Here is a 24,692-nt window from a genome sequence, read left to right on the forward strand (position 1 = left end):
CTTGTTGTCATGTTCAACTCCTCAGGTGGTGTATTTTCCACCTATCGAGGTGTCCGAGCAAATTAGACCACAGCAGAGAAAGAACTGGCGGCGCTACAACAGCAATTGCGCCAGGCCAGAGATGACGGCATCGAGGCAATACGGACGCATACCCAAACTCGTTCCAGTCTGCAAAATGAGACCATCTTGCGCCACACAGCGCAGCAGCAGGTGGCCGATTTGCAAGAGCGCCTGGCCGAAAATGAGGCGCACCGGCGGTCGCTGGAGGAAAAGCATGCCCATGCGCGCGACTCCCTGGAGCACTATCGTCAGTCAGTTAAGGAACAGCGCGATCAGGACCAGCGGCGCCATGAACAGCAGACACAGCAACTGCAAGCAGAGCTACGGCAACAGCAACAAGCCGTGGTGCTCAAACAGGAAGAAGCGACTCGATTGAACAAGGAAGGCGCTAAGTTGGTAGCCGAGCTCTCACACGCCAAACAGGCGCTTTACGAGCAACAAGCGCTCGGCCGTCGGCAAGATCAAAAGATCGAGCAGCTTCATGCGGGGCAGCAGCACGCCGGAGATCTGGAACGACAACTTGCCGCCAAAGTGACTGAGAATGAGGTATTGCTGAGGCAGGCGGCAGAATTGGGCAAGGAGATGGGGGGACTGAAAACCCGATTCCGTGAGCTCGAATTGTCCTTGGCCCAAGCTAATGCTAGATCCGAAGCGAGCCAAAACATCAGTGAGGAATTGCGCGGTTATCTGCAGTCACTGGACCGACCACCCGCCTCAAAGTAGAGGTAGAGACTGGTCTGGACAGCCGACCGCCAATCTAAATGAACAGATATTGCAACAAAAATCAGAATTAAACTCTTTAAAAACAAAAACTTAGATCAAATTTTGGGAATTTTTACAGGAATCCCGGCCGGCATTAGGTAGATGCTGGCTGGTACAGCGATACTCGTGGGACATGAAATTTTCTGTACAGCCAATATTCCTGCCGTGAGTATGCAATTCACATTTCTTTCCATGTAATCAATAGCTTAGTTAGCTTTTCGCGAAAAAAACCGCAATCCCGGCCGACCCTCTGTCGCAGCAGGCCAGGGCGGGCTTGCCGCCGGCGGCCGGCAATCTTGCCGTTTTTACCACCGTGTCCGCCACGCTGACGGGGCGCGGCAGTCTCGATCCCGCGTTGGCGCAAGCCCTGTACCAGGCCTTCCAAGTAGCAGTCAAAGACTTCGATACGACCTTGCTGAAGCTGCGCGGCGCCATGACCGGCGAGGAGATCACATTTTCCGACGAGCAAAAAGCCGAGCAAGGCCTGAGCCAATCCATCCTGCAAGCCTGGTACCTGGGCGTGGTCGGCAAAGGAAAAAAGGCCGTCTGCGTGACCTATACCGAAGCGCTGGCCAACAAGGTGGCCGCGCCGATACTGGTGCCGCCCAGCTACTCCTATGGCCCGATCGGCACCTGGACCACGAAACCTGAATAAAAGAATCTCATGAAAAACATTACTTCCGCCGACGTCGTCGTGATCGGCGCCGGCATTTGCGGGTCCTTGCTGGCGCGCAAACTCGCCCTGGCCGGCCAGTCCGTGCTGATGCTGGAAGCCGGCCCGCGCGTCGCGCGTGGCGAGCTGGTCAACCGCTACCGCCATTCCGCCTTCAAGTCCGACTTCATGGCCCCATACCCGTTTTCCGAGATGGCGCCGCACCCGGTATTTACGCCGGAAGCGAATAACTACCTGGAGCAGGGCGGCCCGCATCCGTTCCAGGCGCAATATATCCGCATGCTGGGCGGCACCAGCTGGCACTGGGCGGCGCAGATGTGGCGCTTTCTGCCGAACGATTTCCGCACCCAGTCCGTGTATGGCGTGGGCAAGGACTGGCCGATCTCGTATGACGATATTGAAGCCTATTATTATGAAGCGGAAGTCATCACCGGCACCGGCGGCTCGCCCGACACGGGGTCGCCGCGCAAGCAGCCGTTTCCCATGGACCGCGTGCCGGCCTCGTATTTCCAGCAGCGCATCACCGAGCGCCTGGCGCCCGCCTTCAAGGTCGAGGACGACTGCACGGCGCGCAACAGCCGCAGTTTCGACGGCCGCCCGGCCTGCTGCGGCAACAATAACTGCATGCCGGTATGCCCGATCGACGCGCAATACCATGGCGGCATCGCGGCCGCCAGCGCCGAACAGGCCGGCGTGCAGATCCTGACGGAAGCGGTGGTCTACCGCATCGAGCACGACGCGCAAGGTGTGATTACCGCCGTCCATTACTATGACTGGAACAAGACCAGTCACAAGGTGACGGGCAAAACGTTCGTGATCGCCGCCAACGCCATCGAGTCGGCCAAGCTGCTGCTGATGTCGACCAGCACGCAATTCCCCGACGGCCTGGCGAATCGCACCGGCCAGGTGGGCCGCAACCTGACCGACCACCCGGCCATCGGCGTCACCTTCGACATGGATGAGGCCGTCTGGCCGGGCCGTGGCCCCGTCAGCCCCTGTTCGATCGGCCAGTTCCGCGACGGCGATTTCCGCAAGGAACACGCACCGTTCCGCCTCGATATCTCGAATGCCTCGCAGGTGGCGTCGGTGACCAAGGAGCTGATACAGGAGGGTTTCCATGGCGCCAAACTCGACGAGACGATTCTGCACCGCGCTTCGCGCCGGGTCAGCCTCAAGAATGCGCTGGAACAATTGCCCGACCCTGAAAACCGCGTCACCCTGAGCGGCAAGAAAGATGCGCTGGGCCTGCCCACGCCGCACCTGTCCTGGCATATCGACGACTACGTCATCAAGGGCACGGCCGCCACCAAATTGCGCTACGAGGAAATTGCCGCCCAGCTGGGCGCGACGAATATCAAGCACAGCAAGGCGGGCGCCTTCAGCAACCGCCAGCACATCACGGGGACGTTATCGATGGGCAAGGATGCCGCCAGCAGCGTGACGGATGCCTTCGGCCGCGCGCACGACCATCCGAATCTGTATATGGCCGGCACCGGCGTGATGCCGACCGTCGGTACCTGCAATGTGACCCTGACGGCCGTCGCGCTGGCCTTGCGCACGGCGGACCAGATCCTGGCGGAGGTGATCCATGCGTAAATTCCTGTTTGCACTGAGCCTGATGGCGGGCTTTTCTTCGCCGGCCATGGCCGGCGCCCCCAGCGCCGCGCTGATCGAACAGGGCCGCTACCTGGCCGTGGCCGGCGACTGCTTTGCCTGCCATACGCAGTCGGGCAAGGGCGGCCACGCGATCAACAGCCCGCTGGGTGCGATCTACGCGACCAATATCACGCCCTCGAAAACGGCCGGCATCGGCAACTATACGCCGGCGCAGTTCAGCAATGCCGTGCGGCATGGCGTGCGCGCCGACGGCAGCCAGCTCTATCCGGCCATGCCGTACACGGCCTATGCCAAGCTCGGCGACGAGGACATGAACGCCCTGTATGCCTATTTCATGCATGGCGTGCAGCCGGTCGACACGCCGGCACCGCAAACGCGGCTGCCGTTTCCGTTCAACCTGCGCTTTTCCATGAAGGCCTGGAATGCGCTGTTCCTCGACGACAAGCCATATGCCCCGGTCAAGGGCCAGTCGGTGGAATGGAACCGGGGCGCCTACCTGGTGCAGGGCCTGGCCCATTGCAGCACCTGCCATACGCCGCGCAATGTGCTGATGGCGGAACAGTCCGGCCAGTTCCTGCGCGGCAGCTCGCTGGGCACCTGGTATGCGCCCGACCTGGTGTCGGGCGGCTGGAGCCGCGACGACATGGCGGCCTACCTGGCGACCGGCCACGCCGGCAACGGCGCCACGGCGGGCGGCCCCATGCTCGAAGCGATCGACCTGAGTTTCTCGAAGATGCGCCCAACGGACGTGCAGGCGATGGCCACCTATCTGCATTCCCTGCAAGCGGGTGCGCAAACGGCGCCGGCCGTCGTCGCGCCGCTCTCGGGCAGCGATATCGCCGAAATGACGGGCAAGTTGCGCCCGGGCGAGCAACTGTACCGCGACAACTGCGCCTCCTGCCACCAGAACAATGGTGACGGCATGCGCGGCTTGCCGGCCTTGCGCAACCATCCGGTGTTGCGCCAACCCAACGCCGACAATGTGGCGATGGCCATCCTGGAAGGCGTCTGGCCCGAGCACCGCCAGGGCATGCCCGGTTTTGCGGCCGAATTGACGGACAGCCAGATCGCCCAGATCAGCAACTATGTGGTGCAGGATTTTGGCCACGGCAAGGCGGTGATGGCCGAGCCCAGAGTCGCATCCCTGCGGGCTGGCGGCGATACGCCGCTGCTGCTGACCCTGGCACGCGGTGGCCTGATCATCGCTGGCGTGCTGCTAGCGCTGTGGCTGCTGTTACTGGCCTGGCGCCGCAAACGCAACACTTAGTTATCTGCAAATTGCGCGCAAGCATATGCAGGATGCTTCGTTCGGTTTTGCCCTGCCGACCTTTATATTGCCTGGACATAATAACGAAAGGTCAATATGCCAGGGAATAATAAAGGTAGTCATCCGCGTCGCAAGCAACTGCAGCGCACCACATTGAGCTGCGCCATTGCTGCCGTGTTTGCCGGCGCCGCCATGCAGGCGCAGGCGCAGCAAGCGCCCGAGTCGCCGGAAGCCACACCTGCGGCCCAGGTGGTGGTGACCGGCACGCGCGTCTCGAACCGTTCCGTGCTCGATACCGCTTCGGCGGTGGACGTAGTCTCGGCCGAAACGTTGACCAATGTGGGCGTGACGGAACTGAGCCAGTCGCTGGCCAGCGCACTGCCGGCCCTGAACTTCCCGCGCCCCGGCCTGGTGGACGCCACCGATTCGGTGCGTCCCGTGACCCTGCGCGGCCTGTCGCCGGACCAGGTGCTGGTCCTGGTCAACTCCAAGCGCCGTCATTCGTCGGCGCTGGTCAATGTCAACGGTTCGGTGGGGCGCGGTTCCGCCTCGGCCGACCTGAACACCATCCCGTCCAGCATCATCAACAGCGTGGAAGTGCTGCGCGACGGCGCCGCCGCCCAGTACGGTTCCGATGCGATTGCCGGCGTGATCAATTTGCGCCTGCGCGAGAACCACAGCGGCGGCTCGCTGTTCATCAATGGCGGCCAGCGCAACACCAGTTACGGCTTCAATCCCGGCACTTTGCCGGCCGGCCTGGCCTTGAGCGCACCGACCACGCGCAGCCGTACCGACGGCGAAGCGCTGACCGTGGGCGGCTGGAAGGGTTTCAGCCTGGGCGACGACGGCTTCTTGACGGTGGCTGCGGAACTGAAGAAACAGAAACACTCGGAACGCAGCGCCTACGACACGCGCCAGTTCTACCAGAAGATCAATGGCGCGTTCGATCCGCGCGAACTGACCGTCAACCGCTACGACACCTGGTCGGGCGACCCGGAACTGAAACAGGCGACCCTGTTCGCCAATGCCGGCCAGACCCTGGCCTCCGGCCAGAAAATTTACGGCTGGGCCAGCTACCAGCGCCGTGAGACGGAATCGGCCGGCTTTTTCCGCAGGCCGCTGCAGGATGAAAATATCCTGTCCGTCTATCCGAACGGCTACCTGCCGATTATCGCCCCCACCGTCAACGATTACAGCGGCGCCATCGGCACCAGCTGGAGCGGGCAGGGCTGGGATTACGACCTGTCGCTGACCTATGGCCGCAACAAGATGCAATTCGACGTCGAAAACTCGATCAACCGCTCGATCGGCGCCGCCAGCAAGACCTCGTTTGACGCCGGCGGCTTCGCCTACCAGCAGGTGGCGGCCAACTTCACGGCCGTGCGCCCGGTGCCCGTCTCCTTCCTGCCGGCGCCGCTGAACGTGGCGGTCGGCGCGGAAGTGCGCCATGAAAACTATGAACTGTTCGCCGGCGAACCCGATTCCTACCGTTACGGCGGCCAGTTGCTGGCCAACGGCACGCCGGCCGCCGCCGGCGCCCAGGTGTTTCCCGGCTATACGCCCGACAACGCCATCGACCAGGGCCGCCATTCGACCGGTGCATTCATAGACCTGGAAACCAAGCTGACGCCAAAACTGCTGACCTCGTTTGCGGCCCGCGCCGAACGTTATTCGGACTTCGGCAACAATGTCACCGGCAAGGCCGCCGCCCGTTACGACTTCACGCCATCGTTCGCGCTGCGCGGCTCGGTCCAGAACGGTTTCCGCGCGCCGTCGCCGCAGCAGCAGTTCTACACGTCCACCTCGATGACCTTTATCGACGGCGTGGCCTACAATATCGCCACCTTCCGCCCGAACGAGGCCGCCGCCGTTGCCCTGGGCGCGAAACCGCTCGATGCCGAGAAATCAGTCAACTTCTCGCTGGGCGCGGTGCTGCGTTTTGGCGACCTGAGCATCACGGCCGACGCCTACCGCATCAATATCGACAACCGCATCGTGCTGTCGGAAAACCTGACATCTGGCGCCGTACGCAACTACCTGACCAGCCAGGGCTTCACGGGCGTGGGCGGCGCGCGTTTCTTTATCAACGGCGTCGACACCAACACCAAGGGCGTCGACGTGGTAATCAACTGGCCATGGAAGTCGCCGGCTGCCGGCCGCTTCGACTTTACCCTGGCCGGCAATTACAACCAGACCGAAGTGACGCGCGTGCCGGTCACCACCGAACTGGCGGCCCTGAACCCGGCGCCGACCCTGTTTGGCCGTTCCAATGTGATCGGCCTGGAAAAAGGCCAGCCGAAGAACAAGGTGACCGCCTCGGTCAACTGGAAACTCAAGGACTTCGGCGTGAGCGCCAGCGCCACCCGCTATGGCGAAACGATCTCGGCCGGCAGCACGGCGGCGACCGACTTCGTGGTCTCGTCCAAGACCATCGTCAACCTCGAAGGCCGCTACGCGCTGACCAAGGCGACCCAGCTGGCGTTCGGCGCCGACAACCTGTTCGACATCTACCCCGATGCCGTGCCGGCCTCGCTGAACACCACCGGCGCCGTGCCGTTCGCCAACCGCGCGCCGTTTGGGCGTGGCGGGCGCTTTGTGTACGCACGGGCCAGCTATAAATTCTAAGCAACGCCAACAATGTCGTCGGATTACGCGAGGCCAAGGCCTCGCTAATCCGACCTACGCCACCCATTATCAAGGAATACATTTGCTTCTCACATTGCAAAAAATGCTGGCCCCCATCCTGCTGGCCGCCAGCCTGTCCGTGCACGCCGCCCAGCCCATCGACACCTATCTGACCATCGAAAAAGGCTCGTTGCCGATTGTCTTGTCCGTCCCCCACGGCGGCGAAGTCGTGCTGGAAGGCGCACCTGAACGCGCCAAGGGCACCAAGGTGCAGGATGACCGTGTCAACGAGCTGGCCGCCGCCATCCAGCGCCACTTGCTCGCCAAGACCGGCAAGCAGGCGTATCTGGTGGGCGCGAAGATCAGCCGCAAATATGTCGATTTCAACCGCCGCGCGGAAGACGCCTATGAGTCGCCGGACGCCGCGCCCGTGTATGAGGCCTATTACGGTGCCTTGCGCAGCGCCGTCGACCAGGTGCGCACGCAGCCGGGCGCGCTGCTGCTCGATATCCACGGCCAGAGTTTCAAGCGCGACGTGGTGTTTCGCGGCACCGGCAGCGGCCTGACGGCAAATAACACGCCGTTCTACGGCGAACCGGACGGCCTGGTGACGCGTTTGAATGCGGCGGGCCTGAACGTGGAACCGGCCAGCGCGCAGGCGAAAGAAGAACACTTCAGCGGCGGCACCATCGTGCGCGTGTTCGGGCGCCAAGCGCCGCAAGGCATCGACAGCGTGCAGCTGGAGTTCGGCGCCAACTGGCGCACCACGCCGGACCGCATCGAACAGACGGCGGCCATCGTGGCCGACGCGCTGATACGCCACTTGCTGGCGGCGAACGAACAATAAGCAAGCGGGCACGGCGTGGGCAGAAACGCCCGCCTGCCTGTACCATTCTCTTTTCTTCAAGCATCAAGGAACACCGCAATGATTTTTCGCCACCTGGCCCCGGCCGCTCTTACCGTCATGGCGCTTGCCGTCTCCACCGCCGTCCAGGCCGTCTCCTTGCCCGCCGTGGAAGCGAAGAGTGGCATGGTCGTCTCGTCGCAGCACCTGGCCAGCCAGGTCGGCGTCGATATCATGAAGAAGGGCGGCAACGCCATCGATGCGGCCGTGGCGGTCGGTTATGCGCAGGCCGTGGTCAACGCCTGCTGCGGCAATATCGGCGGCGGCGGCTTCATGACGATCCACCTGGCCGATGGCAGGGACACCTTTATCAACTTCCGCGAAAAGGCACCGGCCGCCGCCAGCGCCAATATGTACCAGGATGCCGACGGCAACTTGAAACCGGGCGCCAGCCTGCACGGCTACCTGGCCGTCGGCGTGCCCGGCACCGTGGCCGGATTCGATTACGCACAGCGCAAATACGGCAAGCTGACGCGCGCCCAGGTGCTGGCCCCTGCCATCAAGCTGGCGCGCGAGGGGTATATTCTGAACCGTGGCGACACCGACATCCTCGACACCACCGTGGCGTACTTCAAGAAAGACCCGGAAGCGGCCCGCATCTTCCTGCGCAAGGACGGCACACCGCTGCAGCCGGGCGACCGGCTGGTGCAGAAGGACCTGGCCAAGACCCTGGAGGCGATCGCCAGAAAGGGACCTGACGCCTTCTACAAGGGCGCGATTCCCCTTGCCGTGGAAAAAGCGGCGAAGCAGGGCGGTGGCGTGATCACGGCGGCCGATTTCGCGGCCTACACCACCACCGAAATGGCGCCGCTCGCATGCAGCTATCGCGGCTACCAGTTCATCTCGGCGCCGCCGCCAAGCTCGGGCGGCGTGACCCTGTGCCAGATCCTGAATATCCTGGAAGGCTACGACATGAAAAAGCTGGGTTACAACTCGGCCGCTTCCGTGCATTACATGACCGAAGCCATGCGCCATGCCTACAAGGACCGCAACACCTACCTGGGCGACCCGGATTTCGTGCAGAACCCGGTTGAACACCTGCTGAGCAAGTCCTATGCGGCGCAGATCCGCAGCCGTATCCTGCCCGACAGGGCCACGCCGTCCGCCCAGGTGCAGCCCAACGCGCAGGGCGAAAAGCCGGAAACCACGCATTATTCGGTGGTCGACAAGCACGGCAATGCCGTCTCGACCACCTACACGGTGAACGGCCGCTTCGGCGCCGTGGTGATCGCGCCCGGCACCGGCTTTTTCCTGAACGACGAGATGGATGACTTCACGACCAAGATCGGCGCGAAGAACATGTACGGCCTGGTGCAGGGCGAAAGCAACGCGATTGCGCCGGGCAAGCGGCCGCTGTCGTCGATGGCGCCAACCCTGGTGACGAAAGACGGCAAGGTGTTCCTGGTCACCGGTTCGCCGGGCGGCTCGCGCATCATCACCATCACCCTGCAGTCGGCGCTGAACATCATCGACTACGGCATGGAGCCGCAGGAAGCGGTGGACGCGCCGCGCATCCACCACCAGTGGCTACCCGACCAGGTGTATTACGAGCGGCGCGGCCTGTCGGTCGATACGCTCAATATTCTCACCGGCATGGGCTACAAGATGACGGAGCAGAGCACCTGGGGCGCGACCGAACTGATCATGATGGGCTTGCCAAACGCGGCCGGCGTGGGCGCGGCCAGCGCGGGCAATGATTCGGGTGTCTCGGGCAAGGTGCTGCCCGGCTATATCTACGGCGCCAACGACGGCCGGCGTCCGGCGGGCTCGGCTGTTGGGTACTGAGCAACTGGCGACATTTGTGTGAGGTAAATGTGCGGGTGTGGCTTATCATGGTGCAACATCAATTAATAATCAGCCACTATCCATGTCTCAACTCACACTCCAACAAAAGACGTTCCTGCTGCTGCTTGCCATCGTCACCATCGCCTTTGGCTGGATCCTGCTGCCCTATGCAGGCGCCATCTTCTGGGGCGTGATCCTGGCGATCGTGTTCGCGCCCGTGTATCGCTGGGTCTTGCTGAAAACCAAGGGCAGGGCGACCTTGTCGTCGATCCTTGTGTTGCTGCTGATCCTGGTGATCGTGATCCTGCCGCTATCGCTGATTTCCGGCGCGCTGGTCAACCAGGCGGCGTCGGTGGTGGAAATGGTCAAGGCGGGCGACATTACCGTGGCCGGCTTCTTCGGCAAGGTAATGGACGTGCTGCCCGGCTGGGCGATCAACCTGCTGGACCGCTTCAACCTCACCAACCTGGCCAGCCTGCAAGACAAGCTGACGGCCGGCGTCTCGCAAGTGAGCCAGGTGGTCGCCGTGAAAGCCATCAATATCGGCCTGTACACGTTTGACTTCCTGACCAGCCTGGGCATTCTGATGTATTTGCTGTTCTTCCTGCTGCGCGATGGCGCCGCGCTGACGGCACGCATCCGCGCCGCGATTCCGCTCAGCCGCAAATACAAGCAGCGCCTGTTCAACAATTTCACGACCGTGATCCGCGCCACCGTCAAGGGCAATATCCTGATCGCCATCGCGCAGGGCGCGCTGGGCGGACTGATCTTCTGGTTCCTCGACGTGCGCGCCGCCTTGCTGTGGGGCGTGCTGATGGCGTTCCTGTCGCTGCTGCCGGCCATCGGCGCGGCGCTGGTGTGGGCGCCGGTCGCCATCTATTTCCTGGCCACCGGTTCCATCTGGCAAGGCGTGACCCTGATCGCCTTCGGCATCCTGGTGATCGGCCTGGTCGACAACCTGCTGCGCCCGGTGCTGGTCGGCAAGGACACCAAGATGCCCGACTATGTGGTGCTGCTGTCCACCGTGGGCGGCATGGCCCTGTTCGGCCTGCACGGCTTCGTTATCGGCCCCATCGTGGCGGCCATGTTCATCGCGGCCTGGGACCTGTTTGCCACGGCCAGCGAATTCCATACGGAGTAAGCCGGCATGGACAGCACGACCATCGCGCTGGCGCCGGCGCGCGAAGACGATGCGGAAGAACTGGTCGCGCTGCGCATCGCCGCCATGCGCGACAGCTTGACGCGCATCGGCCGCTTCGACCCGCAACGCGCGCGGACACGCTTTTTGTCCGGCTTCGTGCCCGCACACACGCGCCATATCGAGGCCAGCGGCCGGCGCGTCGGTTTTGTCGTCGTCAAGCCCGAATCGGACACCTTGCTGCTCGACCATCTGTATATCCACCCGGACTGCCAGGGCCTGGGGATAGGCGCTATCGTGCTGGCACGCATTATCGATGAGGCGAGGCAGCAAGGCTTGCCGCTGCGGGTGGGCGCGCTGCGCGACAGCGATGCGAACCGCTTCTATCTGCGCCACGGTTTCAAGCTGGTCGGGCAGGAGGAATTCGACAATTACTATCTGCTGAGTGTGTAATGGAGCGTGCAATGAGCAGCAATACCACCACCTTGCGCCTGGTCCTTGGCGACCAGCTCAATGCGCGGCACCGCTGGTTCACCGAGGTCGACCACACCATTCTTTACGTGCTGATGGAAGTGCGCCAGGAAACAGATTACGTGCTGCACCACGCGCAAAAGATCCTCGCCATCTTCGCCGCCATGCGCGACTTTGCGCGCCAGCTGCGCGCGGCCGGCCACCGTGTCCATTACATTGCCATCGACCAGCCGCACAGTGCGCGGGCCATCACCGACAATCTCGACGCGCTGGTGGCCGACCATGGTGCGGCGTCGGTGCAATACCAGGCGCCCGACGAGTGGCGGCTGGACCAGCAGTTGTACCGCCACGGCCGCACCGCCAGGGTGCCGTGGCTGATGGTCGATACCGACCATTTCTATACGGGCCGCCATGAGGCGGCAGATATCTTCAAGGGCCGCAAGCAGTGGCTGATGGAGTTTTTCTACCGCCAGTTGCGAGTAAAGCATGGCGTGCTGATGGCGGATGCCAAACAGCCGGTCGGCGGCCAGTGGAATTTCGACCATGACAACCGCAAGCCGTGGCGCGGTGTGCCCGCCGAACCGAAGGACGCACGCACGTTTCACGATCACGGCGCCTTGTGGCAATCGATTGTCGACGCCGGCGTGAAAAGTTTCGGCAATCCGCAAGCCGGCCGGCTGCCCTGGCCCTTGAACCGCGACGAAGCCTTGCAGCAGCTCGACGCTTTCTTGGCCAACGGCTTGCCGCATTTCGGCGACTTCCAGGACGCCATAAGCAGCAAGGCCTGGCGTTTGTTTCACTCGCTGCTGTCGTTTGCGCTGAACGTGAAAATGCTGCAGCCGCGCGAGGTGGTCGAGCGCGCGCAAGCGGCCTATCATGCCGGCGCCGCGCCGCTGGCGGCCGTCGAAGGCTTTATCCGCCAGATCCTCGGCTGGCGCGAATATGTGCGCGGGGTGTACTGGACGCATATGCCTGAATATGTCGAAAAGAACTTTTTCGGCCACGAACGTCCGTTGCCGCGCTGGTTCTGGGACGGCAAGACGAAAATGAATTGCGTGTCGCAGGCGATCACGCAATCGCTGGAGCAGGCGCACGCCCACCATATCCAGCGCCTGATGGTGATCGGCAACTTCGCCTTGCTGGCCGGCCTGCATCCAACCGAGGTGCACCACTGGTACCTGGGCATCTATATCGACGCCTTCGAATGGGTGGAACTGCCCAACACCGTCGGCATGAGCCAGTTCGCCGATGGCGGCTTCCTGGCCACCAAGCCCTATGTGTCGAGCGCCGCGTATATCGACCGCATGAGCGACTATTGCAAGGGCTGCCACTACGACAAAAAGGCGCGGCTGGGCGAGACCGCCTGTCCGTTCAACGCGCTGTATTGGGATTTTTTCCGGCGCAATGCGGCCAGCCTGGAGCGCAATCCGCGCATCGGCATGGCCTATCGCCAGCTGGAAAAAATGGATGATGCGGCCATCACCGGCTTGACGGAGCAGGCGCGCATGATGCTGGCGAAGCTCGACACGCTGTAGCTGCCAACCTTGAAAGATCAATCAATGATGCCCTCGAAATTGCTTTTTCTGCCCGGCGCGCTGGGACGCATGGATTTCTGGCTGCCGGCCGCTGACCTGCTTTGCCACCCGGCGCAAAAACTGCATATGGGCTGGCCCGGTTTCGGCCCGACCCCGGCGGACCCCGGCGTCAACGGCATCGACGACCTGGTCGCCATGGTCGTCGATGAAATGGATGGCCCTTGTGCACTGATCGCGCAATCGATGGGTGGCGTGGTCGCCATCCGCGCGGCGCTGGCCCGGCCTGAACACGTGACGCATCTGGTGCTGGCCGCAACCTCCGGCGGCATGGATATCGCCAGCCTCGGCGCGCAGGACTGGCGGGAGATGGTGCGCAAGGACTTTCCCGCCTTGCCCGACTGGTTCCTCAACGATCACGCAGACCTGACACCCCAACTTTCAGCCCTGCGCATGCCGGTGTTACTGCTGTGGGGCGATGCCGATCCCATCAGTCCTGTCGCTGTTGGCGAGCAGCTGGCGCGCCATCTGCCGCACGCCAGCCTCCAGGTTTTCAACGGCGCGGATCACGATCTGGCATACACGCATGCGGCGGCGGTTGCGGCACTGATCGCTCGGCACCTGAACGCGCCGGTGCCCACTTCAGGCTGACGCCCAGGCTGCCCAGCACGATCAGGCCCAGCCCCGCCAGTTGCACCAGGGCCAGCCGCTGGCCATACACCAGGTAATCGAGCAGCAGGGCCAGCAAGGGGTAGCCGAACGACAGCACGGCAATCGTCGCCACTGCCAGGTGCCGGTAGGCGCTGTAGCTGAGCACATACGCCAGGCCGCTGTGGATCACGCCCAGGCCCACCAGCCAGTACCAATGATTGCCCGGCCGCAGCACCGTGCTGCTGGAAAACGCCGCCAGCATCAGGGCGCCCACGCAGCATTGCAGGAACACCACCGCGATCGCCCGCTGTTTGCTGATATGGCGCGACAGCAGCAGCGACGCGCCGCACAGCACGCCGGCCAGCAGGGACAGCCCGATGCCGGCCTGGTAGTGCGCTCCCATGCCGGACAACATGCGCTGCGGATGGGCCGAACACAGCAGGCCCAGAAAGGCCAGCAAGGTCCAGCCCCAGTCGGCCGGCCGGGTGCGTTCGCCCAGCAGCAGCGTCGCCAGCACCATCATCACGAAGGGGTAGCAATAAAACATCATGGTCGATACGCTGATCGACGAGCGCGCCATGCCGGCAAACAGGCTGACCCAGCTGAGCACCAGCAGCACGCCCGAGGCGATGGCGCCCAGCACCAGCTTGCGGTCTTGCAAGATGCCGCGCAGATGGCCGCCCGTCAGGCCCCAGAGACCGAGGAAAATGGCGCCGAACAGGCAGCGATAGAACACCGTGGTGACGGGGTCCTGGCCGCCTTCGTGGACAAAGATGCCGACCGAAGCGATCAGGAATTGCGCGGCAAGCATTTGCCACAGGGCGGTGCCGCGCGGTGAGGAGGTGGTTGACATGATGAGTTGACGCCTGGTAATCAAGGCAGGCCAGTGTAGTTTTTCGCTGCAAACCAATACAGCAGCAGGTATGATGAAAAGAGACAAATACAGGGACTGCTCCATGCTTTACAAAAACCTGGCCCAGCTGCTGCGCCTGCAGATACAACAGGGCGGTTTGCGCCCCGGCGAGCGGCTGCCGTCGATCCGCCAGCTGGCCGCCAGCCACCGGGTCAGTGCGGCCACGGCCGTGCAAGCCTGTTTGCAACTCGAGCGCGAAGGGCTGGCCGAAGCGCGCCCGCGCATCGGTTATTTCGTGCGCGCCGCCAGCCAGGGCCTGCGCTCGACCGTGCCGCCGCCGCGCGCGCCGGCCCTGATCAGCAACCCCGCCTTGCTCGATTTGCTGCTGGTCGACGATGGCGCCCATATGTTGCCGCTGCACGCGGCGCGTCCGGCGCCGTCGCTATTGCCTGACGCCACCATCGCCGCCGCCCTGTCGCGCAGCCTGCGCCGCCAGCGCGAGTCTGCCCTGGGCTATGCGCCGCCGCAGGGTTACGCGCCGTTGCGCCGGCAGATCGCCCAGCGCTACGCCAGCATGGGCGTGACGGTCGACGCCGATGAAATCATCATTACGGCCGGCGCCATGGAGGCCATCACGCTGGCCCTGCGCGTGCTGACCCGCCCCGGCGACATCGTGCTGGTCGAAACGCCGACCTACCAGGGCATCCTGCAGACGGTGGCCACCCTGGGGTTGCAGGTGCTGGAGTTGCCGCGCCTGCCGTCTGGCGGCCTGGACCTGGCCTTGCTGGAAACCCTGCTGGCGGCGCAAGCGGTGCGCGCGGCCGTGATGGTGCCGAATTTTTCCAATCCGCTGGGCTTGAGCCTGGACGACGGCACCAAGCAGGCGCTGCTGGCATGCTGCGCGCGCCACGGTACGGTGCTGGTCGAAGACGATATCTATGGCGACCTGGCCTGGGACGACAGCCGGCCGCCGCCGTTGCGGCGCTGGAACGATGGCGGTGCCGTGATCACCTGCAGTTCCTTTTCCAAGACCCTGTCGCCGGGCCTGCGCGTGGGCTGGATGCTGGGTGGCGCGTGGACCGGCGAACTGCTGCGCGCCAAGTATTTTTCCACGGTGGGCAATGCGGCCCTGCCGCAGCTGGCCATCTCCGACTACCTGGCGCGCCACGACCTGGAGCGCCATTTGCGCAAACTGCGCCGCGCGCTGGCCGGCAACGCCAGCCGCATGCGCGATGCCATCGACCAGCACTGGCCGGCCGGCACCCGCATGGGCGAGCCGCGCGGCGGCTTGTCGCTGTGGATACAGCTGCCGGCCGGCAGCGACGCGGCCGTCTTTTCGCGCGCGGCGCTGGCGCAAGGCGTGGGCGTGATGCCCGGCCATGTATTTTCAGGCAATGGCGACTACCGCGACCATGTGCGTCTCAGTTGCGGCTTGCCGTGGGACGACAGGCTGGACCAGGCGCTGCGCTGCCTGGGCGAGCTGGCCGCCAGGCAGGGCGGTTAAGCACGTGAATTTCAGTCCGGAATGCTGACGCCTCCGGGTTGGCGGGTTCGGATGGCACGCCGTGCATGGCCGCGCTGATGGCCTCGATGGCGTTCAAGCGCGCCACTTCGCCCGGCATCATGAGGTTGATCATGACGTCGTCGGCGCCGTAGCTGGCGGCCAGACAACTTCCAGGCGGGTGGCGGTAATGCGCCACTGTCCATCGATACGGCGGTACTCGTCGGCATACAGGCCGAGCAGCAGAAGCGGATTCGGATCGGCCTTCGACGCGGTTTCAAAATCGATCAGGTAGCAGCGGCCCGTGGCGGTGTCGGGCCCGGTCAGCCTGATCCAGTGGTTGGTGATCGCGTGCAGGAAGGGGTAGCTGCCCCGGCGGTCGCGATCGAACTGCGTGAAAGCATCGTTCAGGCCTGCCTGGATGGCGGCCAGCCCTTCCATTTTTCCGACCGTCACCTCGACCACGGCGTCGCTGGAAAAAACCTGGTCGAGTGCGGCGATGTTATTGCTGTCCAGATAATGTGCATACAGCGTGCGCAGATTGCGGATTTCTTCACGGTCAAACAATGCCTTGATGTCCTGGTTCATATTGCGGCTCCTTCTTGCGCGGCATGACGCGGATAGTCGGTGTAGCCCGTAGCGCCGTGCAGGCCATACAGCGTTTCGCGCCGGGCTTGCGCCAACGGCCAGCCATGGCCCATGCGCTCGACCAGGTCCGGATTGGCCACAAAAGGCTGGCCGAACCCGATCAGGTCGGCTTTGCCTTCCTGTAATGCCGCTTCCGCGCTGTCCCGGTCAAAGCCGCCCGCCACGATCAGCGTGCCGGCATAAGCCTTGCGGAACTGGACAAAGAAGCTGGTGTCGCAATCGGCGCCCAGGGTGCGCTGGTCGCTCAGGTGGACGTAGGCCAGATTGCGCTTGCCCAGTTCCTGCGCCAGCGCCAGCCAGGTCCCGGCCTCGTCATCGTAGCCGTGCATGTCGTACAGACGGCCGAACGGCGAGATGCGCACGCCGACATGGCGCGCGCCGATTGCCGCGATGAGGCCGTCGATGGTGTCGAGCAGCAGGCGCAGGCGATTTTCCATGCTGCCGCCGTAGCGGTCGTCACGGGTATTGAGTTCGCCATTGATGAATTGCTCGAACAAATAGCCGTTGGCGCCGTGTACCTCCACGCCATCGAAGCCGGCCTGCATGGCGCGCCGGCCCGCGGCGACAAAGTCGGCGGCGATCGCCGCCACTTCCTCGGTCGCCAGCGCGCGCGGTGCGCTGGTGGCGACATGGCCGGGCACGCCGGGCGCCGTCCACGCATAGGTCTGCACGCCGTGCGCACGGCGCGCCACCGGCGATACCGGCGCGGCGCCTGCCTCCTGCAGCGACACATGCGAGTTGCGCCCAACATGCCACAGCTGGGCGAAAATCCGTCCGCCGGCAGCGTGCACCGCATCGGTCACGCGCCGCCATGCCTGGCCCTGGTCGTCTGTGTACAGCCCGGGCGTGAACAGATAGCCGGTGCCTTGCCGCGACACGGCGATGCCTTCCGTGATGATCAGCCCGGCCGTAGCGCGCTGGCTGTAATAACGTTCGGTCAGCACATCGGCCACGCCGTTGGCGGCGCGCGAGCGCGTCATGGGCGCCATCACGACGCGGTTGGCCAGGTCCAGGCCTGCCAGGTCATACGAATTGAACAGCTTCATGGGTTTCCTTCTCCATCTCAACGAAGCACCGATTCTATTCCGATTACAATGATTTATAATCGGGATTCAATTCCAAAGATTCAGGACTGAGGGGAATAAATGCAGGGGACTGGCGATCGTTTCGACGGCATACAGGCATTCCTGGCGGCCGCCCATGCGGCAAGCTTTACGGCAGCAGCCCGGGCGATGGGGCTGACGCCGTCCGGCGTGGCCAAGAGCGTGACGCGCCTGGAAGCGCGCGTCGGCATGAAGCTGCTGCACCGGACCACGCGCAGGATTACGCTGACGCCGGAAGGCGAGGCCTACCTGGCGGCCTGCTCACGCGCGATCAACGAGCTCGACACCGCCGAAACCGATCTGGTACCGAAGGACTGGGTGCCGCAGGGACGCGTCCATGTCGGGCTGCCGGGCGCGTTCGGACGGCGCCACGTGCTGTCCGGGCTGCTCGACATGGCCGCGCGCTTCGACAAGCTCGACCTGACGGTGTCATTTACCGAACGTACGGTGGACCTGGTGCAGGAAGGCCATGACCTGTCGGTGCGGATCGGGGAATTGGGCGATGACGCCAACCTGGTGGCCAGGCGGCTGGGCACGCAGCGCCTGATCATCTGCGCGTCGCCGGCCTATATCGAGCGACATGGCGCTGTCGATGTACCGGAAGAACTGCGCGACCGCGACTGCATCATCGGCTCGCGCCGGCAACAGAAGCAGACCTGGCTGCTGCGTACCGCGGACAAGCGCCTGCTACATCAGGAAATCCGTGCCCGCCATGAATTCAGCGACGGCGAGGCCATGCTTGCCGCCGGGCGCGCTGGCTGCGGCATCATGCAGATGCCGACCTGGCTGGTCGGCGACGATATCAGCCGGGGCACGCTGGTGCCGCTGCTGGAGCAATTTGCCGGCGGTGAAATGCCGATCCACGTGGTCTGGCCCAAATCGCACTACCTGCAGCCCAAGGTGCGCGCCGTCATCGACATGCTGCAGGCACTGGCCGCCAGCAAGGATTCCGGCTTTGTGCCCTAGATAAAACTCAGCTTTCTGCGCGCCTGGCCGGGTGCATCGGCAGGTGTACCGTAAAACTGGTGCCCTTGTCCTTGCCCTCGCTGCTGACGGCAATCGCGCCGCCGTGCAGTTCGACCAGGCGCCGCGCAATATACAGGCCGAGGCCCAGGCCGCTGGCGTTCGCATGGCTTTGCAGGGTGAATGCACCGAACACGTGCGGCAGGTCTTGCGGCGAGATGCCCTGGCCGCTGTCGCGCACGACGATGCGCACGCCGCTGGCGTCGCGCTCGATCAGCACGGCGATCGTGCCGCCGGCAGGGGTGAATTTGATGGCGTTGAGAATTAAATTCCACAGCACCTGCTGCAGCCGGCGCGGGTCGGCATCGATCTCGATCTGGTCGCCGAAGTCGAACGGCATGACGGACAGGGCGATGCCTTTTTCGCTGGCGTTCACCTCGGTGGTGGAGACAGCGTCGCGCACGATGCGTCCCAGCGAGACGGCCACGCGCTCGACCGACATGGTGCCGGTCAGGGTGCGCGCCGCGTCGATCAGGTCTTCCACCATCGCCGCCTCCTGGCGCACGTGCACGCGCATCGCCAGCAGGGCGGTTTTCAGCGCCGGCGGCATGTCGCGCATGGTGTGCAGCAGCAGGTCGACCCGCATCGACAGGGCCGACAGGGGCGTGCGCATCTCGTGCGAGACGGTGGCCAGGAACAGCTCGCGCGTACGGCTGACGCGGTTCAGTTCATCGATGGTGTCGCGCTGGCGGTCGAGCGAGCCGGCCAGGGTGCGCAGCAGTTCGCGGTAGGTGGCCAGGCGCGCGTCGGTCAGCGGCGTTTCCAGGCGCACTGCGTTCCACAGCGCATGGCCTGGCACGCCGACCAGGGCGGCCAGCTGCTCGCAGGCCATGGGCGAACTGAAGTCGCGCGGGCACCAGCCAAATACCAGCACGCCATAGCGGACACCGGCCCGCGTCAAAGGCAGCGAGCAGATGTGCATGCCGTGAAACAGTTCCCCGGCCTCATCCTGGCCGGCCGCCATGTCGGCGACAATGCGCCGTTCGGCGGCGGTGCCGGGGCCGTCGTCATGCCACAAGGTAGAGCTGCCAAGCAATTGCGCCGTGCGCGAGGGGAGCAGCGGCCCGACCTGGCGCACGCCCGCGATGTCATAGGCCGACACCACCAGGCCGCTGGCCTGGCTGAACTGCAGCAAGGGCGTGCGCCATTCGTCCCAGTCGACCCGGGAGAAATCGGCATCGGCGAGGCGGATCACGCCGTCTCTTGCTGCGGCAGGACGACCGAATCGGGCAAGTCCTCGCCATTGACGACGGCCGATTCGATCGCCGGGCTCTGGCGCGTGGGCGAGCGTGACAGCAGGCTCGAATAGGCCGAGAACGGCAGTTGCGGCACCGCATTGGCGCGCGCCAGTTCGGTGCGGTCCTCGTCCAGCAGCGCCAGGCCGCCTTCCGTAATCACGTATTCGCGCGTGACCTGCAGGTTGCGGCTACCGCGCACCTTCGGGATCGCGATGGCGCGCCGCAGCACGGTGGAAATCTCGACGTAACTGAGCAGGATGATATTGTCGACCAGGTGCGAGCCCTTGAGCTCTTCGCTGATCTGCGACAGCCCCAGCAGTTCGGGACTTTCGTAGTTGAACAACACGGTCGCCAGGCGGTTCTTGAAATGGCTGGCCAGCGCATACAGATAATCGGCGACCTCAAGGCGGCTGGCCATCTCGTACACGGCGATCGAATCGAACACGATGCAAGCGATGCCTTCCTGCTCGACCAGCTTGATCACGCGGTCGAAATGCACGTCCAGTTCCAGTTCCAGCGGCGACTCGTACAGCAGGAACAATTCGCCGCGTTCCTGCATGCCTTCCAGGTCGAAGCCCAGCGAGGCCGCGTTGCGCGCCAGCTGGCGCGGGTGTTCATCGAGGGTGACCAGCAAGGTCTTGTGGCCGGCCTGGACGGCGGCGGTCAGGAACTGCACCGACAGCACCGTCTTGCCGGTGCCGGAAATGCCGCTGACCATGGTCACCGAGCCTTCGTACAGGCCGCCATCCATCAGCACGTCGATGGCCGGCGCGCCGACCGAGATGCGCTGATCCGAGGTCGGCTGGTCATTCAGCAACAAGGGGCGCGACTGCGCGCGGCGGTATACATGGATGCCCTGCTGCGCTTCGATGCGCATGGTGTGGCTGCCGCCGATGAAATCCTGGCCGCGCGACTTGGCCACCGTCAGCCGGCGCTCGACCCGGCGCCGGTGTTCCGCGCGCGACAATTCGATGATGGTGTCGAACACGAAGCGCTCATGGGCCGGCGCGGCAAGCGATTCGTCGCGCTCGGCCGTCACCATGGTGGTCACGCCGAGCCGGTTCAGGCCCTCGATCAGCACGTGGATGTCTTCGCGAAACGCCAGGTCGTGCGCCTCGGCGTACAGGCGCATGGGCGTCAGGCCGTCGATCAGCAGGCGCCGCGCGCCCATCTGGCGCAGGGCGGTGGCAAACGCGCCGTCGGTATTGCGGAATTCCGACAGCAGCACGGCAGGGCTGGTCTGGATGATGCGGATCAGTCCCCGGTCGATCTGCGCCTGCAGGTTCCAGCCGAAGCCGGCCGCATCGCGCAGCAGCTTGGCCTCGTCCAGCTCGAACGAGACGATCACGCCCGGTTCATCGTATTGCGCCGCCCCGGCATGGATAAAGCCCAGCCCCAGGGTCGTCTTGCCCGCGCCCGGCGCACCTTCCACGATGATGTTGTTATGGCGCGGAATGCCGCCAAAAAGGATTTCATCGAGCCCGGCGATACCGGTCCTGACCAGCGCTTCCACGTTATTCATGTGCGATTGAGAGTAAAAATATGATAATTACCCGCAGTGTAGCAGCTTGCATGGGGCGAAGAGCAGTATGGTCCGGCTTGCTGGCGGCCGGTGACGCCACTGGTTCACGCATTATTCCATTTCATGGAAAGATGAATCTCGATTTCAGGGGATTATCGGATCCACTGGAAAGACTGATAATGACCCTGTCGCGCCGACACTGGCGCCCATTTGCCGGAGCTTCATCATGTCCTATGGTTTTCTCGATATCGCCATCACCCCCAGCGTGCGTGCCGCACAGGCCGGCATGGGCGCCGATCACGCCTGGCAGGATTTCAAAGGGCACCGCGAGTTCGACCAGTTCACCGGCAACGAAGCCGCCTTTATCGGCGAGCGCGACAGCTTCTATATGGCAACCGTGTCGGAAACGGGCTGGCCCTATGTGCAGCACCGCGGCGGCCCGGCCGGCTTTCTCAAGCTGATCGACGCGCAAACGCTGGCCTTTGCCGACTACCGCGGCAACCGCCAGTACATCAGCACCGGCAACCTGGCGGCCAACGACCGAGCCTGCCTGTTCCTGATGGACTACACCCGGCGCGCGCGCCTGAAGATCTACGTGCACGTCGAGATCCTGGCGCCGGAGGATGAGCCGGCGTTGACGGCGCTGGTGACCGATGCGTCTTACGGCGCGAAAATCGAACGCATCTACCGGCTGCGGCTGCAGGCATTCGACTGGAATTGCCCACAGCACATTACGCCGCGGTTTACCGAGCAGCAGGTGAGCAGGGCGGTGGAACCGCTGCGGGCACGGCTGGCAGAGCTTGAGGCGGAACAGCGGGAATTGCGGGCACGGCTGGCGGTTGCGGAGGGGGGCGGGAGTTGATGGTAGGAAGTGGCAACCAATCAACTGATCGGCAACTGCTGCCGCTACTGAAACAACAGCAATCGGCTACCATCACAGGATGAGTTGCTGGTGGGGCTGGCGGCGCGCGCAAGATGAGCGAGGGCTTGTTTGACCGAATGAATGGTTGATGCTGCGGCAAACCACTGACTTGCGTGTCTTGTCTACCACATGACGGCAAGCTCCCTGGACATCCATGGATGAAGTATGACGGCAAAGCCCCAGGGGATCTGGTCCACCAGCACGTCGACCGTCTTGCGCGGCACCGTCAGCGTCCATTTGCCGTCGCGCCGCTGCAGGCGGCCGTCGCGCTGCAGGAAGGTCTCGCGCAGGCCGTCGGCCGAGGTGTTGCCGATGCTGCTCCAGTTGCCGGTGACGGCGGCCAGCAACTGCCAGCACAGCGCTATCTCGTCCTCGCCGGGCACGATGGCGGGTGCCACCGGCGTATCGAGTTCCAGGCCGCACAGCAGTTTGTTGAGCGCCAGCGACGGCTCCGGCGTATCGCAATGCGCGTCTACCAGCCATTGCAGCAAGTGCACCGCGCGCGAGGCGTCGTCGGTGCCGGCGATGCGCGGCTTGCCGTTGGTGTCGTCGCTCAGCACTTGCAGTTGCCGGAACATCCGCGGCAGGAAAGGGTGCAGCAGCACCAGCCCGGCGTTGGCAACGTAGATGACGTCGCCATCTATTGCGGCGCTGGGCCGGGAGGCGTTCGCGGCGCTGTCCTGCGCCGGCAAGCCGGCCAGTGCGCGCGTCTCCTGCAACGCAGTCTGCATGTCCGTCACGTCAGCAGGTGTTTCTACCGCTGCTCGCGCCGTGCCGCTGCAAGTAAAGTTGGTCTTGTTCATATGCTGTCCGCTGAAAATTTTTGCTGCCTGAGGTCATTTAATTTGATCAATGGTAGCACCCAAAAAAGTGATGAAACCATCATATCAAAAATGCCGGCTAACGACGACGCAGCCCGGCACGCAAAGAAAAACGTGCGGCTTTGCTGCAAGCAGATCCGCGCTGACAGCATGGTGACCCTGACCTACAGGGAAAACATTGTGACCGTGAGCTGACACTGAAGCATCGGAAGGCATTTTGCAGAAGATCGACAAACATAGACAGTTTCACTACGTGGCCGTGATCGAGGAACAGGCAAGAGATGCTTTGCATTTTCATGTGCTGGCTGGCCGGCAGATGTATGCGCTGCTCCGCTCAATTTGGCAAGGCATCTTGGGCCGTGGCCCGAACGGTGAGCAAATAGGCCAGGTGCACGTGAGAGACCCGCACCGCTTCGGCTTCGGCGTGGCCGGCGCGCACAAAATCGCCAGCTATATCGCGAAGTACTGCGGCAAGGAAATGCAGTGCAGGGCGCTTGAACAGAAACGCTACTTCCGCTCGAGAGGCATCGTGGTGCCGGAAGTTGACGTTTGGCGGGTACCTCACTGCACCTCGATGCTACGTGCTGTACAAACAGCTTTTTTAGCAGTAACCGACCATTGCATGGATGGTTTGCAGACGTGGCGTAACAACAACCTGGGCGTTGTTTACTTGGCGACCGCACCGGGAGGATATCTACAGGTGGATGATTGTCCATTTTGACCGTTTCTCCATCTGCTTTTACAGGGAGGAGGGTGTGAACATGGCAAAGTTTGATGTCGACTCGCTGCGGATACTTGAACAGATAGAGGATGAGTTCCGTAATCAGTACTGGATTATTCGAAATTCTAGGCGTACAAATTGGAAAGCAGTGAATCGCACTAGAGTGCTCGGTGATTTTATGTACATGCTTGGGGTTCCAAGATGGGCAGTGCAGCAAGCTAGGTATTGTTTACGCTTGCGTATTTGCGAACGCTGTTTCAAGGATGAAATTCCATGTCGCGGAATATGCAAGCGGGCTAAACGCGGTGAATTTGATAAATAATCTAACTTGCATTTATTTTTTTTAAATGCTAAATTTCACACTCCATTAACAAAAAAATAGAATATGAAAATTATTAATATTTCCAGCCTAAAAAAAGGCGACATCATTTTAACTACTACGAATGAAAAATTAAGCAGCGCAATAAAAAAGCAACGAAAAGTGACATTTCACATGCAATGATTTATGTCGCTAGGGGGAGTGTGATGGATTCCACCAACAATGGTGTTAATTTAAAAAATATTCAAAAGATATTTTATGAGGATGATTGCTCAATTTATGTTTTGCGATTAGTAAATCCTATCGAAGAATCCTTAACAGATAACGTAATAGATTTTGTTAGAGCTTCAACCGGAACACCTTACTCTATGAGAGAAGCGGTTTTATCTGCAGGTGAAATAAAAGACTTTAATGGGAATGAAAAAATGTTTTGCTCTCGCTTAGTAGCTCGGGCATATGCTAGGGAAGCGCTGATCAATTCGGTTTTCTGACGAGGCTGGCGCGCCAAATACCCGACCGGCAAGCCGTTCAAGCCC

22 protein-coding genes are annotated in these 24,692 nt (G+C 62.8%); 16 read left to right on the forward strand and 6 right to left on the reverse strand.

What is annotated here, in order from left to right; genetic code table 11:
* The first annotated feature begins 186 nt into the window (after window positions 1-186).
* From ACP7B7_RS30235 to ACP7B7_RS30285, 11 genes are all read left to right on the forward strand, one after another.
* The gene (locus ACP7B7_RS30235) at window positions 187-783 is read left to right on the forward strand and encodes a hypothetical protein (RefSeq protein WP_426079154.1); all 597 of its coding nucleotides are present in this window, start codon (window positions 187-189) and stop codon (window positions 781-783) included.
* 289 nt (window positions 784-1,072) lie between these two features.
* On the forward strand, window positions 1,073-1,477 hold the full coding sequence (locus tag ACP7B7_RS30240) for a sugar dehydrogenase complex small subunit (protein WP_426079171.1): 405 nt from the start codon (window positions 1,073-1,075) through the stop codon (window positions 1,475-1,477).
* Between the two features lie 9 nt (window positions 1,478-1,486).
* Complete coding sequence (locus ACP7B7_RS30245) at window positions 1,487-3,091, forward strand: GMC family oxidoreductase (protein ID WP_426079155.1); 1,605 nt, start codon at window positions 1,487-1,489, stop codon at window positions 3,089-3,091.
* The gene (locus ACP7B7_RS30250; RefSeq protein WP_426079156.1) at window positions 3,084-4,379 is read left to right on the forward strand and encodes a cytochrome c; all 1,296 of its coding nucleotides are present in this window, start codon (window positions 3,084-3,086) and stop codon (window positions 4,377-4,379) included. Before ACP7B7_RS30245 ends, ACP7B7_RS30250 begins: the two co-directional genes overlap by 8 nt.
* Window positions 4,380-4,475: 96 nt before the next feature.
* Complete coding sequence (locus tag ACP7B7_RS30255) at window positions 4,476-7,004, forward strand: TonB-dependent receptor plug domain-containing protein (RefSeq protein WP_426079157.1); 2,529 nt, start codon at window positions 4,476-4,478, stop codon at window positions 7,002-7,004.
* Between the two features lie 82 nt (window positions 7,005-7,086).
* Window positions 7,087-7,851, forward strand: a complete 765-nt coding sequence (locus ACP7B7_RS30260; RefSeq protein WP_308921184.1) for a hypothetical protein — start codon at window positions 7,087-7,089, stop codon at window positions 7,849-7,851.
* Between the two features lie 117 nt (window positions 7,852-7,968).
* Entirely contained in the window at window positions 7,969-9,693 is a 1,725-nt protein-coding gene (gene ggt, locus ACP7B7_RS30265; RefSeq protein ID WP_374694322.1) for a gamma-glutamyltransferase, read from the forward strand.
* 82 nt (window positions 9,694-9,775) lie between these two features.
* A complete protein-coding gene (locus ACP7B7_RS30270) occupies window positions 9,776-10,834 on the forward strand; it encodes an AI-2E family transporter (protein WP_308921182.1) in 1,059 nt (352 codons plus the stop codon).
* Window positions 10,835-10,840: 6 nt separating this feature from the next.
* Window positions 10,841-11,284 carry a GNAT family N-acetyltransferase gene (locus ACP7B7_RS30275; RefSeq protein WP_426079158.1) on the forward strand — a complete coding sequence of 148 codons (444 nt, stop codon included), beginning with the start codon at window positions 10,841-10,843 and terminating at the stop codon, window positions 11,282-11,284.
* An 11-nt stretch (window positions 11,285-11,295) separates the two neighbouring features.
* Window positions 11,296-12,837, forward strand: a complete 1,542-nt coding sequence (locus tag ACP7B7_RS30280; protein ID WP_426079159.1) for a cryptochrome/photolyase family protein — start codon at window positions 11,296-11,298, stop codon at window positions 12,835-12,837.
* Window positions 12,838-12,861: 24 nt separating this feature from the next.
* Window positions 12,862-13,485, forward strand: a complete 624-nt coding sequence (locus tag ACP7B7_RS30285) for an alpha/beta fold hydrolase (protein ID WP_426079160.1) — start codon at window positions 12,862-12,864, stop codon at window positions 13,483-13,485.
* On the opposite strand, the gene ACP7B7_RS30290 is transcribed toward ACP7B7_RS30285, so the two are convergent.
* Window positions 13,388-14,338 (reverse strand): DMT family transporter, encoded by a 951-nt coding sequence (locus ACP7B7_RS30290; protein ID WP_426079161.1) that lies wholly within the window; start codon window positions 14,336-14,338, stop codon window positions 13,388-13,390. The genes ACP7B7_RS30285 and ACP7B7_RS30290 overlap by 98 nt on opposite strands.
* A gap of 103 nt (window positions 14,339-14,441) precedes the next feature.
* Here ACP7B7_RS30290 and ACP7B7_RS30295 point away from each other — a divergent pair, with 103 nt between their 5' ends.
* Window positions 14,442-15,842: a PLP-dependent aminotransferase family protein gene (locus ACP7B7_RS30295; protein ID WP_426079162.1), complete on the forward strand. Its 1,401-nt coding sequence runs from the start codon at window positions 14,442-14,444 to the stop codon at window positions 15,840-15,842.
* A 129-nt stretch (window positions 15,843-15,971) separates the two neighbouring features.
* Here ACP7B7_RS30295 and ACP7B7_RS30300 read toward each other — a convergent pair whose 3' ends face one another.
* Both ACP7B7_RS30300 and ACP7B7_RS30305 read right to left on the reverse strand, forming a co-directional pair.
* On the reverse strand, window positions 15,972-16,427 hold the full coding sequence (locus tag ACP7B7_RS30300) for a nuclear transport factor 2 family protein (protein ID WP_426079163.1): 456 nt from the start codon (window positions 16,425-16,427) through the stop codon (window positions 15,972-15,974).
* Window positions 16,424-17,533, reverse strand: a complete 1,110-nt coding sequence (locus ACP7B7_RS30305; protein ID WP_426079164.1) for an alkene reductase — start codon at window positions 17,531-17,533, stop codon at window positions 16,424-16,426. The genes ACP7B7_RS30300 and ACP7B7_RS30305 overlap by 4 nt, the downstream gene beginning before the upstream one ends.
* A gap of 99 nt (window positions 17,534-17,632) precedes the next feature.
* On the opposite strand from ACP7B7_RS30305, the gene ACP7B7_RS30310 reads away from it, so the two are divergent.
* On the forward strand, window positions 17,633-18,556 hold the full coding sequence (locus ACP7B7_RS30310; RefSeq protein WP_426079165.1) for a LysR family transcriptional regulator: 924 nt from the start codon (window positions 17,633-17,635) through the stop codon (window positions 18,554-18,556).
* Window positions 18,557-18,563: 7 nt separating this feature from the next.
* On the opposite strand, the gene ACP7B7_RS30315 is transcribed toward ACP7B7_RS30310, so the two are convergent.
* Both ACP7B7_RS30315 and ACP7B7_RS30320 read right to left on the reverse strand, forming a co-directional pair.
* Window positions 18,564-19,808, reverse strand: coding sequence for a sensor histidine kinase (locus ACP7B7_RS30315; RefSeq protein ID WP_426079166.1), 1,245 nt, complete (start codon window positions 19,806-19,808; stop codon window positions 18,564-18,566).
* Window positions 19,805-21,373 (reverse strand): ATPase domain-containing protein, encoded by a 1,569-nt coding sequence (locus ACP7B7_RS30320; protein ID WP_426079167.1) that lies wholly within the window; start codon window positions 21,371-21,373, stop codon window positions 19,805-19,807. The genes ACP7B7_RS30315 and ACP7B7_RS30320 overlap by 4 nt, the downstream gene beginning before the upstream one ends.
* Window positions 21,374-21,599: 226 nt before the next feature.
* Here ACP7B7_RS30320 and ACP7B7_RS30325 point away from each other — a divergent pair, with 226 nt between their 5' ends.
* Entirely contained in the window at window positions 21,600-22,235 is a 636-nt protein-coding gene (locus tag ACP7B7_RS30325) for a pyridoxamine 5'-phosphate oxidase family protein (RefSeq protein WP_426079168.1), read from the forward strand.
* A 182-nt stretch (window positions 22,236-22,417) separates the two neighbouring features.
* On the opposite strand, the gene ACP7B7_RS30330 is transcribed toward ACP7B7_RS30325, so the two are convergent.
* Window positions 22,418-23,098, reverse strand: a complete 681-nt coding sequence (locus ACP7B7_RS30330) for a contractile injection system tape measure protein (protein ID WP_426079169.1) — start codon at window positions 23,096-23,098, stop codon at window positions 22,418-22,420.
* Window positions 23,099-23,333: 235 nt separating this feature from the next.
* Here ACP7B7_RS30330 and ACP7B7_RS30335 point away from each other — a divergent pair, with 235 nt between their 5' ends.
* Together ACP7B7_RS30335 and ACP7B7_RS30340 are read left to right on the forward strand one after the other, a co-directional pair.
* A complete protein-coding gene (locus ACP7B7_RS30335) occupies window positions 23,334-23,837 on the forward strand; it encodes a rolling circle replication-associated protein (RefSeq protein WP_426079170.1) in 504 nt (167 codons plus the stop codon).
* A 486-nt stretch (window positions 23,838-24,323) separates the two neighbouring features.
* On the forward strand, window positions 24,324-24,647 hold the full coding sequence (locus ACP7B7_RS30340; protein ID WP_426079172.1) for a YiiX/YebB-like N1pC/P60 family cysteine hydrolase: 324 nt from the start codon (window positions 24,324-24,326) through the stop codon (window positions 24,645-24,647).
* Window positions 24,648-24,692 lie beyond the last annotated feature (45 nt).

Origin of the sequence: Janthinobacterium sp. PSPC3-1 (assembly GCF_049896105.1) — a bacterium.
Lineage (GTDB): Bacteria > Pseudomonadota > Gammaproteobacteria > Burkholderiales > Burkholderiaceae_D > Janthinobacterium.